We start from the raw sequence: 14,536 nt of genomic DNA, 5'->3' as shown, positions 1-14,536 counted from the left end.
CTGGGCACGTGCCGCGTTCACGCCTTCCTCCAGGGCTGCCGCGTACTGCTCCGGGTCAGGTGCACGCCAGGGAGACCCGGACAGGCGCTCTACTTCGGCGAACCCGGGTCAGTCGAGGGTCGAGGAGACCCGGATGATCTTGCGGCGGAGCCAGACCTTACGTCTGCCGCCGATGTAGAGAAGGGTCCTTGCCAGCTCCCAACGGCCGTACTCGGCCTCTTCGGTGAGCAACCGGCGGGCGTCGGGCACGCTGGTGTCCGGATCGAACGTCACGATGCGGTACTCGTACTGGCTGTGCTTGCGGAACACGGAGCCGTCTCTCGCCATCTGATGCACCGTCCTCGGGTCACGGGTGAGGTCAGTTTATGCCGGTTTCCACGCCGGGCTGGCAGCAACACACTTCGTAGCGCTCATTGTGGCCCACCAGCCGGTCAGGGCACAGTGACCGACGTCGCGGCGAGTCTCGTGGCGAGCCGGCCGACGAGCTCGCGGAGCTCGGCCGGCCGCTCGACGACCACCGTGCAGCCGAGGGCCGCGATCACCCCCGGGAGCCAGTCGAGACGCACGGCACGGATCTCGGCCCGGTACCACGTCCCCGTCGCGTCGTCCGGGGGAGGTGGGACCGGTTCGAGCACCGCGACGCTCGGCGGCAGCCGCGCCCGGATGTGCTCCTCGGTGGCGCGCACCCGGAGCGTGACGTGGTGGGTGTGGTGGGCGCGCGCGAAGCGGTCGGCCAGTGGTGGCCTCGGGTCGGGCGACGGCGGGAACGAGCCGGGGACGGCACGGGCGCCGGTGATGCGGTCGAGCCGGAACGTCCGCTCCGCCTGCCGCCGGACGTCGAGCGCCGTGAGGTACCACCTGCCCTGGTAGGCGGCCAGCTCGTAGGGATGGACCCGGCGCTCGGACGGCGCGGCGTTTGCCGACCGGTAGCGGATCTCGACCGGCCGGTGGTGCCGGACCGCGTCCGCGACCGTGAGCAGGACGCCCGCGTCCGATACCGGGGCCCTGGCAGGCAGGTCGGTGAACACCGTGGTGTCGAGCAGCGTCCGTGCGCGCCGCGCCAGCCGCTCGGGCAGGGCCCGGCTGATCTTGGCGGCCGCGGTGGCGCTCGCGGTGTCCGGGACGCCGGCCGTCGGTGCCGCCCGCAGCGCGGCGAGGGCGAGCAGCACGGCGACCGCCTCCTCATCGCTGAGCATCAGCGGCGGCATTCGGAACCCGGGCGTGACGCGATACCCGCCGTACCGTCCCCGGACCGCCTCCACGGGGACGTCCAGCTCCAGGAGGTGGTCCATGTAGCGCCGCACCGTGCGCTCGTCGACGCCGAGCCGTTCCGCGAGCTCGCGGGCGGTGCGCGTGCCGGACGACTGCAGCAGCTCCAGCAGCAGCAGCACGCGAGACGTGGGCCGGGTCATGCCGACATCATGACCGATAGCGGGCGGGTTCTGCCCGGTATTGCTCGTAACGTGACCGAAGGCGCGCGACCGCGGGCCACCCACCGGACCACAGGAGCTCACCGACCATGGAATTCGCCGCCACCCGCATCATCACCGACGACGTGCCCGGCCTCGTCGCCTTCTACACCCGGATCACAGGCATCGAGGCGCGCTGGCTCCACGAGCTGTTCGCCGAGATCGCGACGCCGTCAGGGACGCTGGCGATCGCCAGCAGCGCGACGGTGCCGCTGCTCGGGGCGGGCGCGGCAGAGGCACGGGCCAACCGCTCGGTGACGCTCGACTTCCTCGTCGACGACGTCGACGCCCTCTACCCCGTGCTCCGCGAGACGGTCGACGTGTTCGTCAACGAGCCGACCACGATGCCGTGGGGCAACCGGTCGCTGCTGTTCCGCGACCCCGACGGCAATCTGGTCAACTTCTTCACCCCGGTCGGCGCCGCGGCCCGCGACAGGTTCACGAAGTAGCCCGGCCCCGGAGTGCGCGGCACGAGGCCACCGCGGGCGACGCCCGCGGTGGCCTACAGGTTGGCCAGTAACGATCCGAATTTGCGATCCCACGTGTGCGGACCTGGCGCTACAGTTCAAGGCATGACCGTTGAACCGCGTGCCGCGCTCGATCGCCTCATTGCCGCACTCGAGGCCCATCACCACGCGGTCGCCACTCGCCGGAGTGACGACGACCCCGCCGTCGACGACGCGTACGACGTGCTTGCCGACGCCTACGAGGTGTACGAGGAGTCCCTGGCCACGGTGTTCGGCGAAGTGACGCCGTTCTACCTGGCCGACGAGGTCGACGACGACGATGATGACGACGACGAGGATCTCGAGGACATCGACTTCGACGACGACCTGGACGAGGCAGGGGAGTCCGTGGAGGAGGACGAGCCGCAGCCTGCGCAGCAGCGCTGACCCGGCACGAACGCGGGCACGGACGCCGGTACGGTCACCAGCGTTCCGGGTAACCGATCTCGGGGGCGGAGACGTCGTCGAGGGCGGCATGCACCTCGTAGGGCAGCTCCAGGCTCGCGGCCTGGAGCGATGAACGGAGTTGCGCGGGCGTTCGCGCGCCCACGATCGCCGAGGCGATGCCCTCGCGCTCCAGCAGCCACGCGATGGCCACCTCCCCGGCGGTACGGCCCAGTCCTTCGGCGGCGGTCGCCACCGCCTCGACGACGGCGGACGCCGAACCCTCCAGGTACGGCTGCACGAAGCCGGCGAGTGCCCCGGCCGCCCGGGAGTCCGCGGGGATGGCGCGCCGGTACTTGCCGGTGAGCACGCCGCGCCCGAGCGGTGACCAGGCGAGCAGCCCAGCCCCGAGCGCGTCGGCGGCGGGCAGCACGTCGCGCTCCACGCCGCGCTGCAGCAGGGAGTACTCGAGCTCGACGGCGGCCAGGCCGACGTCGGGCTCGAGCAGCGTCGCCACGCGCGCGGTGGCCCAGCCCGGGTGGTTGCTCAGCCCCACGTAGCGGGCGCGCCCCGTGGTGACGGCGATGCGCAGCGCGTTGCAGGTCTCCTCGAGCGAGGTGTTCGGGTCGGGGCAGGCGACGAGGAACAGGTCGACGTGGTCGGTCCCCATACGCCGCAGCGACTCGTCGAGGCTGTCGAGCAGCGCGCCGCGGGAGGCGTCCACGACGCGGCCAGAGCCGCCGTCGGACCGCGACTCCGAGCGGATGCCCGCCTTGGTGGCGAGCACGAGCTCGTTGCGTGCCACCTTGCCGGACAGGAGCGTGCCGATGACGCGTTCGGAGTCGCCGTCGGCATAGCTGGCGGCGGTGTCGACGAGGGTGCCGCCGGCGTCGAGGAAGTCCCGAACCTGCTCGGCCGCGTCGATCTCGTCGGTGTCGCGGCCCCATGTCATGGTCCCGAGCCCGAGTTCGGAGACCCGTAGGCCAGACCTGCCTACGCGGCGTCGTTCCATGTCGGGCAGGCTACCCGCGGCCCCGGCGGGTGCGTCCGGAGGCGCGCCGTGAGGTAGTGTCACCGCCCGTGACTCCCTGGGAAGCGATTCTTCTGGGCCTGGTCCAGGGCCTTACCGAGTTCCTGCCGATCTCGTCGTCGGCCCACCTGCGGATCGTCGGTGAGCTGATCGGCTCGGGCGATCCCGGCGCGGCCTTCACCGCGATCACGCAGATCGGCACCGAGCTCGCGGTGATCATCTACTACCGCAAGAAGATCGGCGCGATCCTCGTCGCCTGGTTCAAGGCCCTGACGGGCGCGAACGGCAGCGGCTGGCGCGCGCGCACCGGCCTGGGGGCGCGGTCCGGCTCGGTGGACCTGCGGCACGGCCGCCCCGGCTCGGGCGCGAACCACGACGCCGCGATGGGCTGGTACATCATCTTCGGCTCGATCCCGATCGTCCTGCTCGGGCTGCTGTTCGAGGAGGCCATCGAGACCACGTTCCGCAACCTCTGGATCACGGTCTTCACGCTCACGTTCTTCGGGCTCCTCCTGCTCCTTGCCGACATCTTCGGGCGCCAGGAGCGCGAGCTGACGTCGCTGACGGGGCCCAGCGCCCTCGGCTTCGGCCTGGCCCAGGCCCTGGCGCTCGTGCCGGGCGTCTCCCGCTCCGGCGGCACGATCACCGCGGGCCTCACCATGGGCTTCACGCGGAAGGCCGCGGCCGACTACTCGTTCCTGCTCGCGCTGCCCGCGGTGCTGGGCTCGGGCTTCTACCAGCTCTTCAAGACCCTCGGCGAGCCGCTCCCGGCCGGGGCGCCCGGCTGGGGCGCGACGATCATCGCGACGATCATCGCCTTCGGCGTCGGCTACGCGGTCATCATCGGGTTCCTCAAGATCATCGGGAACTACTCCTACAAGCCGTTCGTGTTCTACCGGTTCGCCCTCGCCGGGTTCGTCGTGTGGCTGCTCGTGTCGGGCACCATCGACGCGACCGGCGGCGTCGCGTAGAACACATCTCCGGCGCCCTGACGTGGTCCGGGAGCGTCGTGGGCGGCGGTTATCGTTGGTCGCGTGCACGCCTGGCCCACACCCCAAGTCCCCGAGCTTCCCGGCTTCCCCGTCTCCGACCCGGTGCGGGTCCACGACTCGACCACCGGTGAGCTCGTCGAGGCGGCACCAGGGCCGCAGGCCCGGCTGTACGCGTGCGGCGTCACGCCGTACGACGCCACCCACATCGGGCACGCGAACACCTACGTCGCGTTCGACCTGCTGGTCCGCGCCTGGCTTGATACGGGCAAGGACGTCGTCTACACCTCGAACGTGACCGACGTCGACGACCCGCTGCTGGAGCGCGCGAACGCGACGGGTGTCGACTGGCGTGAGCTCGCGGCCTCCCAGACCGCGCTGTTCCGCGAGGACATGACGGCGCTCGGCGTCATCCCGCCGCAGACATGGACGGGTGCCGTCGAGTCCGTGCCCGACGTCGCGCAGGCGGTGGCCGCCATGCTCGAGTCGGGCGCCGCGTACCGGTTGCCGCTGGAGCCGGGTGCGGGCGGCCCGACGCCGGAGCTGGGCGACGTCTACGCCGACCTCACCGCCGACCCGCGCTTCGGGACCGTCGCGCGGCAGAGCCGCGAGCAGGCGCTCGCCGACTTCGCCGAGCGCGGCGGCGATCCCGACCGCGAGGGCAAGAAGGACCCGCTCGACCCGCTGCTGTGGCGCCGTGAGCGCCCGGGCGAGCCGGCGTGGGACGGCGGCCCGCTGGGCACCGGACGCCCCGGCTGGCACATCGAGTGCGCGGTGATCGCCCGGGACGGGCTCGGCCTGGCCGCGGGGGAGCGGTTCGACGTGCAGGGCGGCGGTTCCGACCTGCTGTTCCCGCACCACGAGATGTCGACGTCGCACCTGCGCGTCCTGTGTCCGGTTCCCGAGGGCGCGGAGCCCGCCGGGGCGCGCACGCACGTGCACGCGGGCCTGGTCGGCTACGAGGGCGAGAAGATGAGCAAGTCGCTCGGGAACCTCGTCCTGGTCTCCCGCCTGCGCGACGCCGGCCACGACCCCATGGCGATCCGGCTGGCCCTGCTGGCCCACCACTACCGCACCGAGTGGGAGTGGGACGAGACCTCGATGCCCGAGGGCGAGGCGCGGCTCGTCCGGTGGCGCGACGCGGTCTCGGGCAACGGCGGCCCGTCCGCCGACGCGACCCTCGCCGCGGTTCGCGCGGCGCTCGCGGACGACCTCGACGCGCCGTCCGCGCTGGCGGCCGTCGACGCCTGGGCCGAGCTCTCCCTCGACCCCACGCGGGATACCTCCGCGGACGAGGAGGGCGCTCCGGGAATCATGGCCCGTACGGTAAATGCCCTGCTCGGAGTGCGTCTTTGAGCGGGTGGGTGTCCGGTTTGGGCCAGGTAGGCCAGCGCCACGCCAGGCGCCGGACGGGTTAGTTTTGACCCCTGCTTCCGTTTGTATTTAACCCGGGGCAGGATGGGGAGCATGACGGAGTACGAGGAAGACTTCACGGGCGAGACCCGGGTCACCGTCACGACGACGCCCCGGTGCAGCACGCGCTATCGCGTGGTGCGCAACGGACCAGGATATGCACCGGTCTATGACCGCGTAGAGGACGCCGCACGGTGTCTCGAGACGTGGGTGGGATTTCACGGTCCGGACGCCGGAGTGCGGATCGAACCGATTTCCAGCAGCGTGTGAACCCAACCGCCGAAACCGAATGAAAGAGGCCTGAGCCCGCTGGGCTCAGGCCTCTTTTGCTGTGCCGGTTTGCTGTGCCGGTTTGCTGTGCCGGTTTCTTGTGCCGGTTTCTTGTGCCGGTCAGAGCTTCTCCGGACCGCTGTCCTTGCCCCCGGTGTCGCGCCGGCGCAGGTAGCGCTCGAACTCCCGCGCTATCGCGTCGCCCGAGGCCTCAGGGAGCTCGGCGGTGTCCTTCGCCTCCTCGAGCTGCGCCACGTACTCGGAGATCTCCGAGTCCTCGGACGCCAGCTCGTCCACGCCGTGCTGCCAGGCCGCGGCGTCGTCGGGCAGCTCGCCCATGGGGACCGGCTCGCCGAGGATCTCCTCCACGCGCGTGAGGATGGCGAGCGTCGCCTTGGGCGACGGCGGGTTGGCGACGTAGTGCGGCACCGCCGCCCACAGGCTCACGGACTGCAGGTCGCGCTGTGCCGCCTCGTGCTGCAGCACGCCGACGATCCCGGTCGGGCCCTGGTAGGTGTTGGCCTCGATGTCGAGCACCGCCTGCAGGCCAACGCTGTCGGACGTGGCGGTCATCGGGATGGGCCGTGTGTGCGGCACGTCGGCCAGGAGGGCGCCGAGCGTGATCACCGTCCGCACCCCGAGGTCGTCGGCCACCTGCAGCAGCTCCTCGCAGTACTTGCGCCAGCGCATCGACGGCTCGACGCCGTGCACCAGCACCACCTTGCGCTCGCCCACCTGGGCCACCGAGATGGACGTCGTCGGCCAGGTGATGGAGCGTTTGCCGTCGTCGTCCAGCGAGATGTACGGCCGGTTGACCTGGAAGTCGTGGAACTCCTCGGGGTCGAGCTCTGTCACCTTCTCTGCGCCCCACACCTCTGCCAGGTGCGTGAGGGCCGACGTGGCAGCACTTCCCGCGTCGTTCCAACCTTCGAAGGCAGCGAGGAGCACGGTCTGGCGAGGCGAGGCCTGCTCCGGCTGCTCGTGATGCGCGTCGGTCATCCCCCCAGCCTATGGTGTGGGACGCCCGGCGTGGCCAGGGGCGCGGTCGCGTTCGCGGACGGGCGAATCGGCGGGTGAACGTCGGCGGCGGACCCGAGGTAAAGGTCAGAACACCGGGACGCCGGCGCGCAGCGCGCCGCGGACCTGGACCTCGACGCCGCGCCACGTACCGGTCCAGAGCGTGTAGCCGGGTTCCATCATGCGCTGGTCGATCGCGTGGTCGAGGCCCAGCGCGCGGGCGATGCTCTCGCCGTCGTCCAGGTGCCAGGGCTGCAGGCACACCCGCTCCGGCGTGACCGTCAGGACCTCTATCCAGTCCGCGCGAACGTGCCGCAGCAGATCGATGACATCGCCGAGACGTTCGGTGACCGACTGCGTCGCAATGGGGTTCACGAGACTCTCCGGAGCGTGGATCGGGCAGGGGACGGGCACGAGGGTGGGCATGGGGCAACTGGCTGAGACAACTGTGCGTCAAAGCACGGGACGTGCCATCGGCAGCGCTCGGGACGTTTCGGTGATAGATACGTCCCTGGGGGTATTCACGATGAGAAATCAACGACTGGTCGCAGCGATGGCTCAGGCAGGCCTGAGCCAGGTGCGGCTGGCGGCTGCCGTGGGCGTGGACCCGAAGACGGTCGAGCGCTGGGTGGCCCAGGGTCGCACGCCGCACCCGCGCCACCGGGTGGCGGTGTCCGACGCGCTGGGCTGCGACGTCGCTGCGCTCTGGGGCGACGTCGACCGGGCCGAGGCCGCGGCGCAGGAGATCGTCGGGGTGTACCCGGCGCGCCGCGCCATGCCGGCCGGCACCTGGCGCGCCTTCCTCGCCGGCGTGGAGCAGCGGTTCGAGCTGCACGCGTTCGCCGCGACGTTCCTGCCCGACCAGACCCTCGACCTGACGACGGAGATCGTCACCATGGCGGCACGCGGCGTGCAGGTGCGGCTGCTGCTCGGTGACCCTGAGGGCGCCGCCGTGGCCGTCCGCACGCAGGAGGAGGGCGGCACGGGCCTCGCCGGGCGGATCGCGCTGGTGCTGGCCTACCTGGCGCCCGCGCTCGGCACACCGGGCGTCGAGGTACGTCTGCACGACCGCACGCTGTACGCCACGACCTTCCGGTTCGACGACGACCTGCTGGTCAACACCCACGTGTGGGGCTCACCCGCCGGGGCCAACCCGCTGCTGCACCTCAAGGACGGTCCGGAGGCGTCGATGGCGCCCGCCTACCAGGCAGGGTTCGAGCGGGTCTGGACGGCCGCCAAACCTCTGGAGGCATGGCCTCGGACGGAGGACTCGGACAGGGTGGCCTGACCATGCGGTTCGACTACTTCGACGACCCGGCCGCTCCGCCCGTGAACTCCGTGGTCCCGTCGGTGACGGTGGCGGTGCAGGACGACGCCGGACGGCTGCTGCTCATCCACCGCACCGACAACGACCTCTGGGCGCTGCCCGGCGGGGGCATCGACCCCGGGGAGACGGTCCGCGAGGCCGGCGTCCGCGAGACCGAGGAGGAGACCGGGTACCGCGTGCGGATCACCGGCCTGGTGGGCATCTACACCGATCCCCGGCATGTCATCGTTTACTCGGACGGCGAGGTCCGCGCCCAGTTCTCCATCTGCATGCGCGGCACGGTCACCGGAGGCACGGCACGGACCTCGGTGGAGTCGAGCGAGGTCGTGTGGCAGCAGGTCGACAAGCTCGGCGAGCTGGAGATCCACCCCTCGATGCGGCTGCGGATCGAGCACGCGGTGGACCCGACGCGGACGCAGCCCTTCCTCACCTGAAGGGCAGCCCCAGCCGGCGCTCGATCCCGGACACGAGCCGGCGCAGCCGCGGCTCGGCGTCGTGCATGCTGCGGGACACGAGGTGGTCGGGCGGGTAACGGTCGTAGATGCGCTCGAACCGCTCGTCGACGGTCACCGGCTCACCCCGGGCCGACGTGGTCATGTCGCAGTAGGTGAGCAGGTCCAGCAGCTCGGGGGCGGGCTCGGGGAACTCGCGCCGCAGCGCGGCGTCGAGGCCGCGCTCCGCGGCTTCCACCGTGGCCTCCGTGTGGTGCGCGACGAGGCCGGTCAGCTCTGCCGGGGCCCCCAGCCGCGCGAGGTAGCGGGCGCCGTCCAGCTGGTGCAGGCCGGTGTCACGGGCCGCTGCGGCGTAGCCGATGTCGTGCAGGTAGGCGGCGGAGACGAGCAGGTCCGGGCTGCCGAGCACACGTGCGACCTGCTCGGCGCGGCGGCCGACGCCCAGGGAGTGCGCGAGGCGGTCGGCGCCGGGCTCGAAGAGCGCGGTCAGCAGTGCCTGTGCGCCCGCGGGGTCCAGCTCCCGCGGGATGGTTCCGTGCATCGGTTCACCGTAGAGCGCCGTGCCGCGCACGGCGCGACGGGACACAAAGGGCGTGGTCGGGGGACGTGTGCTGGTCTGCATCCTGAACCTCCGTCGTCAGAGCTCCGGTCGGCCGTTGACTATCCAGTCGCGGACCATCGCCGTCGTGCGGTGGTGGCCGGCGAGCGCGTCGTCGCGCGTGGCGTGCAGCTCTGCGTACTCCTCGGTGCAGTCCAGCTTGTCGTCCTCGGACAGGATGCCGTCCGGGTCGAGCCGCTCGACGAAGACCATCGTCTCGTAGATCAGCGGGGTGCGACCGTGGGCGTGGGAGTGGCCGTTGTCGTCGTCCGCCGAAGCCGTGGAGTCGATACCGGTCCAGACGGTGGAGACGTGGTAGAAGCCGATGTGGTCGCGCGCGACGTGGCCGCTGCCGGCTCCGCGGCGCAGCACCGACCACTGGTCCTGGGTGATCGGGTTGCCGTCGAGGTCGTAGTACGTCCGCTGCGAGAGTCGCTCGAAGAAATCGGGTCCGAACACGGTCATTCCTCCTCGTCGGTGCTACCGGGGTCGTCGGCCGTGGCCGCCGATCGTGGGCCAGCATCACCCAGGACGTCGCGGTGCGCGCGGCGAGGCTGTGAGTTGCGGGCTCCACCGACCGGCGCGTTTGCCCAGCCTGCGAGGCCAGCGCTCCGCTATCGTCCTGGGTCGTGACCAGGTGGCAGCGGTGAGAGCGACGCTCGAGCAGCTCACCGCCGTCGTGGCGGAGCTGGCCGGTCGTGCGGCCGGTCCGGGGCGTCCGGCGGGGTCGGTGCGCCCGGCCGCGCTGAACGGCTGGCGGACCCAGGACTGGCACGTCGCCCTGCTCGACGTCCCGCTCGACGAGCGCGCGTACGCGGACCGGTTCCAGGTGTCCCGTAGCGCGGAGATCGAGGGCCTGTGGCACTGGTGGCCGGAGCGGGACGCCGCCTCTCCGCTCGACCCGCGTGCCGTCGGGTTCCTCGGGTTCTACCTGCTCACCCTGGTCGCGATGCACTGCTCGGACCGCATGCGGTTCCACGGTGACGCGGCGCCGGACGTCACGCTGGCCGGCACGACGGCGCAGGAGCTGAGCGCCGCGCTGGTGGCCGATCCCGACGTGCGCCGGGCGATCGTCGCGCTGCACGATCCGGACGCGCCGCTGAGCACACGCGGCGGAGCGCCGAGGGGTTTGCGTGCGGGCGCTCCGCCGTCCTCCGCGACCCGGGCGGAGTGGGCGGCGATCGACGTCGCGAGCCTCGAGTTCCACCGGCACGGCACGACGTCGATCATCCTCACCGGCCGGGCCGCCGCACCGTCGCAGGGCCGGACCGCCGTGTTCGCGCTGAAGTGCCTGATCCACCCGTACCGCGCGATCCCCGTCATCACGGCCGCGACGCGGGGCTACCTCGCCGAGCACGGCAGGCTCGACGCCGGGGAGGGCTCGCCGGCGGTGCGCGTGTGGGCCAGCCATGACAGCTGGATCCTCATGGACCTGATCCGTGGTCGCACGCTCGGCGAGCACCTGGCGCACCTGGCGACCACCCGCCCGCTGGCGCCGGCGAGGGAGATCCTCCGCCCCATCGACACGGATGCGCTCCGCGAGCTGGGCGGCGCCCTCCTGACCGCGCTGGCCGACCTCGAGCGGGAGGGCCGCCGGCACGACGACCTCACGCCGTCGAACATCATCGTCGAGACGGAGCGAGATCGGGGGCCGGAACCAGGTCGGTTCCGCCTGCGGTTCGTCGACCTGGGTGTCAGCCACCTGCACGCCCGGTCGATCGCGGGCCAGGTCAGAGGCGACGGGGTGTACACGGCGCCGGAGGTGCGGCGCGACGGCGTCGGGCATCCGCGTGCCGACCTCTACTCGCTGGGCGCGCTGCTGATCAGCGTCGCGGGGATCCCGCACAACGCGGACGGCACGGTGCCCGACCAGTTCTACGTTGCCGCGGTCGGCCTGGCCCGGCTGCTGGAGGACCTGACCGACGCCGACCCGCGCCGCCGGCTCCTCGTCACGCCGGTCGATCCGGCCGCCCCGACGTTCGAACAGGTGGGCCGGATCTTCCGGGACGAGGTGGCGATCCTTGAACAGGACGGCAGGGAGCGTCCGCGCGGCCGTCTCCAGCGGCTGTGGGACCTGTCGCCCGGCGCCGGGACGGTGGCCAGGCAGCGTCGGATGCTGCAGGTACGCAGCGGCCAGGTACGCGACGGCACCGGTGCGGTACACCTGCGGCAGGCGCGCCGGCTGCGGCGGTGGGCCTGGCTCTGCGCGGTGCTCCTGTGGTGCGCGACCGCGCTGGTCGTGACGTGGTGGTCACGCGACCTGGGGCTGTCCTGGCAGGCGAGGTGGTTCGAGATGGCGGACGAGGTGTCCGGCACGTCAGGGATCGGTCTGGGGTTCCTCGACGACGTCCGGGCGGACGACTACCCGATCCCCGACCCGTGGGGAAACCTCCCGGTACGCCTCGTCACGCTGACGTTCGCGCTGGTCAGTGCCCGGTTGTACCTGAACGTCCTCGCCGAGCTGAGCACCGTTTGGGCGATGCCCCGCGGGCGGGCGGCGCGGGTGCGGGCAGTGGCCGCCGAGGTGGGCCTGCGGTCCCTGGCGGTCCTGCCCGCTGTCTACGTGGTGCTGCCGACGCTCGTGCAGCGAGACTGGTGGCCGCTCGGCACCCTGGTCGGGCACGTCACCTTCGCCGTGGCCGTCCAGGCCTGCCTCTGGTTCGCGTGGGACACGAACGCGCGTGCCCGTGCCGCAGGTCTCTCGTCGGTGCCGCGGGGCGAGATCGCTACGCTCGGCCGGCTGGCGGCGTGGCAGCCGACCGTGGCGGTCTACCTGGTCCCGATCGTGGGCATCGGCACGCTGTTGTCGCTGGGGCTGGTGCACGACGAGCTGGTCTACGCGTGCTTCGTCAGCCTCATCAACCTGGGCATCTTCTACCCGAAGAGCGCCGGGACGGACGCGCCGTACATTCGCGCCGGCATGAACCGAGCGGCTCTGGCGGCAGAGCGGCTGGAGCGGCTGGAGACGGTGCGACGTCGCTGACTTCTGTCGGCCGAAGGGCGTACGGGCAAGATTCTCCGCCCGAAAGAGGGGCAAATGTCGGATTGCTCCGTCACGAATCACACCGGGAGGTGCGCAGAGGACCCCCGGTTCGGGTGAGTATGAAGTAATGCGCAACCTGCGAGATCACCGGGTACTGCTGTCTGCGGTCGGAGCGTTCGTCGTCGCCGGCGCCGGCAGCGGCATCGCCTGGTCCCAGGCCGAGCGCGGCAGGGAGCCCGCGGACGTGCTGCTCGACGCCGTGGAGCACAGCGAGTCGACGATGCGCGACTACATCGACGAGATCGCGCAGCGGTTCGACGAGATCGAGGCGACCTCCGACGCCCGGCGGCAGGAAAAGCTGGCCACCGCGCTCATGACGGACGTGCCCGCGCTGGCCGAGGACGCGCGGGCCGAGGTCCTGTCGGCCAAGGAGGACGCCGAGGCCGTGAGCCTGCCGGACGGCGGCGAGCTCGACCAGGCGAGGGACGCCTATGTGGCGCACATCGACGCGTGGATCGCCGAGTACGACGAGGCGATGGTGTCCCCGGTCGGCGTCGTGGAGATCAAGCCCGTCGTGAACCGGACCTTCGACAAGGCGGTCGCCGCGTTCGACCGGACCGAGCTCGACGCCGACCAGGCGGAGCGCGCCGAGCGGCTCCTCGCGGACTGAGCCGCTCGCCGCTCGCCTCAGTCGTGCCGGCTTCAGTCCCGCCAGCTCATGGGGGACAGGCTGAGGGCGGCATCCGCCACCCGCTTCGCGACCTCCGTGCGCAGGGCTGCGTAGGACGAGTCGATCCACTCCTGCACCCCGGCCTGGCCGCTGTGCCGGTACTCGACCGCCTGGACCAGGCACTCCAGCTTGTCGGCATCGCGCGCGCAACGCGCCTCGGGCGTCTGCTGCGCCTCGAACTCGGTCACGGCGTCGACGACCGTCGCTGCTGCGGCGGCCGGCAGGGGAGCCACCTGGTCCCGCGTGACCGCGACGTTGTCGGGCTTGGTGACGTACGGGCGGGCGGTGTGGGGCAGGTCGGTGATGCGGGTCTCCTGGGAGTCGTGCCAGAGCGCGAGGTAGGCGGCGCGTGCCGGGTCGGCGCCCTCCTCGGCGGCCAGCAGCGCGGCGAGCTGCGCGACCCGCAGGCTGTGCTCGGCGACGGACTCCGGGTCCCGTACCCCGACCTGCCACCAGCCGGAGCGACGCAGGCGCTTGAGCACGCCCATCTCGAAGGTGAAGGCGGCGATGCCGGATGCGGCGGTGTGCGTCATGGCGCTATCGTCCGGCATTCCCGCGCGGCTCGGCGGAGCGTCACGCGCGCGACCCTCGCCGGTTACCGGGCGTACAAGGTCGCCACCTACGATGTGCCGGTGCCTCGCGACTCCTCCGCAGTCCTTCCCGCCGCCGTCCTGTTCGACATGGACGGCACCCTCGTCGACACCGAGCCCTACTGGATGCGCGCCGAGCGCGAGATCGTCGCGGCACACGGTGCGACCTGGACGCACGAGGACGCCCTCGGCGCCGTCGGGCAGGCCCTCCTCACCACCGGCACCATGCTGCGCGACGCCGGCGTGCCGCTCGAGCCCGCCGAGATCGTGAGCTGGCTCGTGGCCCGCGTGAACGAGCAGCTGCGCGAGAGTGTGCCGTGGCGGCCCGGCGTCCTGGAGCTGCTCGAGGAGCTGCGCGCCGCGCAGGTGCCGTGCGCGATCGTCACCATGTCCTACCGCAGCCAGGCCGAGGTGGTGGCCGACGGCGCCCCCGCCGGCACCTTCGCTCACCTCGTCACCGGTGACGAGGTCACGCACGGCAAGCCGGACCCGGAGCCGTACCTCGTGGCCGCCGGCCTGTTCGGCGCCCGGCCGGAGGACTGCGTGGCCATCGAGGACTCCCACCCCGGGATCACGTCCGCGCTCGCCTCGGGCGCGCGCACCCTCGGTGTGCCCGCCGAGGTGCCCGTGCCGCCCCGGCCAGGCCTCAACCGGGCGGCCTCGCTCAAGCAGATCGACCTCGAGATGCTCGCGCGGATCGCGTCGGGCGAGGTCGTCGACCTGCTGGGCTGAGCTCGTCCGCTGAGCTCGTCCGCTGAGCTCGTCCGCTGAGCTCGTC

General features: G+C 71.9%; 18 protein-coding genes. 10 read left to right on the top strand and 8 right to left on the bottom strand.

Going from position 1 to position 14,536, the window contains the following annotated elements; all coding sequences use genetic code 11:
• Positions 1-108: 108 nt before the first annotated feature.
• Together AB0I32_RS21485 and AB0I32_RS21480 are read right to left on the bottom strand one after the other, a co-directional pair.
• Positions 109-327: a DUF5703 family protein gene (locus AB0I32_RS21485; protein WP_357442612.1), complete on the bottom strand. Its 219-nt coding sequence runs from the start codon at positions 325-327 to the stop codon at positions 109-111.
• A gap of 104 nt (positions 328-431) precedes the next feature.
• A complete protein-coding gene (locus AB0I32_RS21480; RefSeq protein ID WP_357509703.1) occupies positions 432-1,412 on the bottom strand; it encodes a WYL domain-containing protein in 981 nt (326 codons plus the stop codon).
• A 107-nt stretch (positions 1,413-1,519) separates the two neighbouring features.
• Here AB0I32_RS21480 and AB0I32_RS21475 point away from each other — a divergent pair, with 107 nt between their 5' ends.
• A complete protein-coding gene (locus AB0I32_RS21475; protein ID WP_357509701.1) occupies positions 1,520-1,918 on the top strand; it encodes a VOC family protein in 399 nt (132 codons plus the stop codon).
• A gap of 123 nt (positions 1,919-2,041) precedes the next feature.
• Positions 2,042-2,362 (top strand): primosomal protein, encoded by a 321-nt coding sequence (locus AB0I32_RS21470; RefSeq protein WP_357509699.1) that lies wholly within the window; start codon positions 2,042-2,044, stop codon positions 2,360-2,362.
• 34 nt (positions 2,363-2,396) lie between these two features.
• On the opposite strand, the gene AB0I32_RS21465 is transcribed toward AB0I32_RS21470, so the two are convergent.
• Positions 2,397-3,371, bottom strand: coding sequence for an aldo/keto reductase (locus AB0I32_RS21465; protein WP_357509697.1), 975 nt, complete (start codon positions 3,369-3,371; stop codon positions 2,397-2,399).
• Between the two features lie 68 nt (positions 3,372-3,439).
• Between AB0I32_RS21465 and AB0I32_RS21460 the strand changes: the two genes are divergently transcribed.
• The 3 genes from AB0I32_RS21460 (at position 3,440) to AB0I32_RS21450 (ending at position 6,061) form a co-directional block, all read left to right on the top strand.
• Positions 3,440-4,360, top strand: a complete 921-nt coding sequence (locus AB0I32_RS21460) for an undecaprenyl-diphosphate phosphatase (protein WP_357509695.1) — start codon at positions 3,440-3,442, stop codon at positions 4,358-4,360.
• Between the two features lie 63 nt (positions 4,361-4,423).
• Entirely contained in the window at positions 4,424-5,734 is a 1,311-nt protein-coding gene (mshC, locus tag AB0I32_RS21455) for a cysteine--1-D-myo-inosityl 2-amino-2-deoxy-alpha-D-glucopyranoside ligase (RefSeq protein ID WP_357509693.1), read from the top strand.
• 111 nt (positions 5,735-5,845) lie between these two features.
• Complete coding sequence (locus AB0I32_RS21450; protein ID WP_116675661.1) at positions 5,846-6,061, top strand: hypothetical protein; 216 nt, start codon at positions 5,846-5,848, stop codon at positions 6,059-6,061.
• A 120-nt stretch (positions 6,062-6,181) separates the two neighbouring features.
• On the opposite strand, the gene AB0I32_RS21445 is transcribed toward AB0I32_RS21450, so the two are convergent.
• Both AB0I32_RS21445 and AB0I32_RS21440 read right to left on the bottom strand, forming a co-directional pair.
• A complete protein-coding gene (locus AB0I32_RS21445; protein ID WP_357509691.1) occupies positions 6,182-7,060 on the bottom strand; it encodes a PAC2 family protein in 879 nt (292 codons plus the stop codon).
• Between the two features lie 105 nt (positions 7,061-7,165).
• Entirely contained in the window at positions 7,166-7,453 is a 288-nt protein-coding gene (locus AB0I32_RS21440) for a hypothetical protein (RefSeq protein WP_165827219.1), read from the bottom strand.
• A 151-nt stretch (positions 7,454-7,604) separates the two neighbouring features.
• Between AB0I32_RS21440 and AB0I32_RS21435 the strand changes: the two genes are divergently transcribed.
• Positions 7,605-8,366 carry a helix-turn-helix transcriptional regulator gene (locus AB0I32_RS21435; RefSeq protein ID WP_165827218.1) on the top strand — a complete coding sequence of 254 codons (762 nt, stop codon included), beginning with the start codon at positions 7,605-7,607 and terminating at the stop codon, positions 8,364-8,366.
• Complete coding sequence (locus AB0I32_RS21430) at positions 8,330-8,839, top strand: NUDIX domain-containing protein (protein WP_357509689.1); 510 nt, start codon at positions 8,330-8,332, stop codon at positions 8,837-8,839. The genes AB0I32_RS21435 and AB0I32_RS21430 overlap by 37 nt, the downstream gene beginning before the upstream one ends.
• Here the strand turns inward: AB0I32_RS21430 and AB0I32_RS21425 are convergent.
• Together AB0I32_RS21425 and AB0I32_RS21420 are read right to left on the bottom strand one after the other, a co-directional pair.
• Positions 8,832-9,398: an HD domain-containing protein gene (locus tag AB0I32_RS21425; RefSeq protein ID WP_357509687.1), complete on the bottom strand. Its 567-nt coding sequence runs from the start codon at positions 9,396-9,398 to the stop codon at positions 8,832-8,834. The two genes, AB0I32_RS21430 and AB0I32_RS21425, sit on opposite strands and share 8 nt — an antisense overlap.
• A 96-nt stretch (positions 9,399-9,494) precedes the next feature.
• The gene (locus tag AB0I32_RS21420; protein ID WP_357509685.1) at positions 9,495-9,914 is read right to left on the bottom strand and encodes a hypothetical protein; all 420 of its coding nucleotides are present in this window, start codon (positions 9,912-9,914) and stop codon (positions 9,495-9,497) included.
• A gap of 187 nt (positions 9,915-10,101) precedes the next feature.
• Here AB0I32_RS21420 and AB0I32_RS21415 point away from each other — a divergent pair, with 187 nt between their 5' ends.
• Complete coding sequence (locus AB0I32_RS21415) at positions 10,102-12,438, top strand: hypothetical protein (RefSeq protein WP_357509683.1); 2,337 nt, start codon at positions 10,102-10,104, stop codon at positions 12,436-12,438.
• 127 nt (positions 12,439-12,565) lie between these two features.
• Positions 12,566-13,108 (top strand): hypothetical protein, encoded by a 543-nt coding sequence (locus AB0I32_RS21410; protein ID WP_357509681.1) that lies wholly within the window; start codon positions 12,566-12,568, stop codon positions 13,106-13,108.
• A gap of 32 nt (positions 13,109-13,140) precedes the next feature.
• Here the strand turns inward: AB0I32_RS21410 and AB0I32_RS21405 are convergent, their stop codons facing one another.
• Positions 13,141-13,701: an HD domain-containing protein gene (locus AB0I32_RS21405; protein WP_357509679.1), complete on the bottom strand. Its 561-nt coding sequence runs from the start codon at positions 13,699-13,701 to the stop codon at positions 13,141-13,143.
• A gap of 99 nt (positions 13,702-13,800) precedes the next feature.
• On the opposite strand from AB0I32_RS21405, the gene AB0I32_RS21400 reads away from it, so the two are divergent.
• Positions 13,801-14,490: an HAD family phosphatase gene (locus tag AB0I32_RS21400; protein WP_357509677.1), complete on the top strand. Its 690-nt coding sequence runs from the start codon at positions 13,801-13,803 to the stop codon at positions 14,488-14,490.
• Positions 14,491-14,536 lie beyond the last annotated feature (46 nt).

The organism is Promicromonospora sp. NPDC050249 (assembly GCF_040656015.1).
Classification (GTDB): domain Bacteria; phylum Actinomycetota; class Actinomycetes; order Actinomycetales; family Cellulomonadaceae; genus Promicromonospora.
Note: the sequence above shows the minus strand (reverse complement) of the source record. Positions and strands in the feature narration are given on the sequence as shown.

Bases quoted from the DNA above. Each gene is read 5' to 3' on its own strand.
- AB0I32_RS21430 (WP_357509689.1), top strand. From the start codon at position 8,330: ATGGCCTCGGACGGAGGACTCGGACAGGGTGGCCTGACCATGCGGTTC.
- AB0I32_RS21465 (WP_357509697.1), bottom strand. From the start codon at position 3,371: ATGGAACGACGCCGCGTAGGCAGGTCTGGCCTACGGGTCTCCGAACTC.
- AB0I32_RS21485 (WP_357442612.1), bottom strand. From the start codon at position 327: ATGGCGAGAGACGGCTCCGTGTTCCGCAAGCACAGCCAGTACGAGTAC.
- AB0I32_RS21480 (WP_357509703.1), bottom strand. From the start codon at position 1,412: ATGACCCGGCCCACGTCTCGCGTGCTGCTGCTGCTGGAGCTGCTGCAG.
- AB0I32_RS21475 (WP_357509701.1), top strand. From the start codon at position 1,520: ATGGAATTCGCCGCCACCCGCATCATCACCGACGACGTGCCCGGCCTC.
- AB0I32_RS21435 (WP_165827218.1), top strand. From the start codon at position 7,605: ATGAGAAATCAACGACTGGTCGCAGCGATGGCTCAGGCAGGCCTGAGC.
- AB0I32_RS21450 (WP_116675661.1), top strand. From the start codon at position 5,846: ATGACGGAGTACGAGGAAGACTTCACGGGCGAGACCCGGGTCACCGTC.
- AB0I32_RS21425 (WP_357509687.1), bottom strand. From the start codon at position 9,398: ATGCACGGAACCATCCCGCGGGAGCTGGACCCCGCGGGCGCACAGGCA.
- AB0I32_RS21445 (WP_357509691.1), bottom strand. From the start codon at position 7,060: ATGACCGACGCGCATCACGAGCAGCCGGAGCAGGCCTCGCCTCGCCAG.
- AB0I32_RS21410 (WP_357509681.1), top strand. From the start codon at position 12,566: ATGCGCAACCTGCGAGATCACCGGGTACTGCTGTCTGCGGTCGGAGCG.
- AB0I32_RS21470 (WP_357509699.1), top strand. From the start codon at position 2,042: ATGACCGTTGAACCGCGTGCCGCGCTCGATCGCCTCATTGCCGCACTC.
- AB0I32_RS21405 (WP_357509679.1), bottom strand. From the start codon at position 13,701: ATGACGCACACCGCCGCATCCGGCATCGCCGCCTTCACCTTCGAGATG.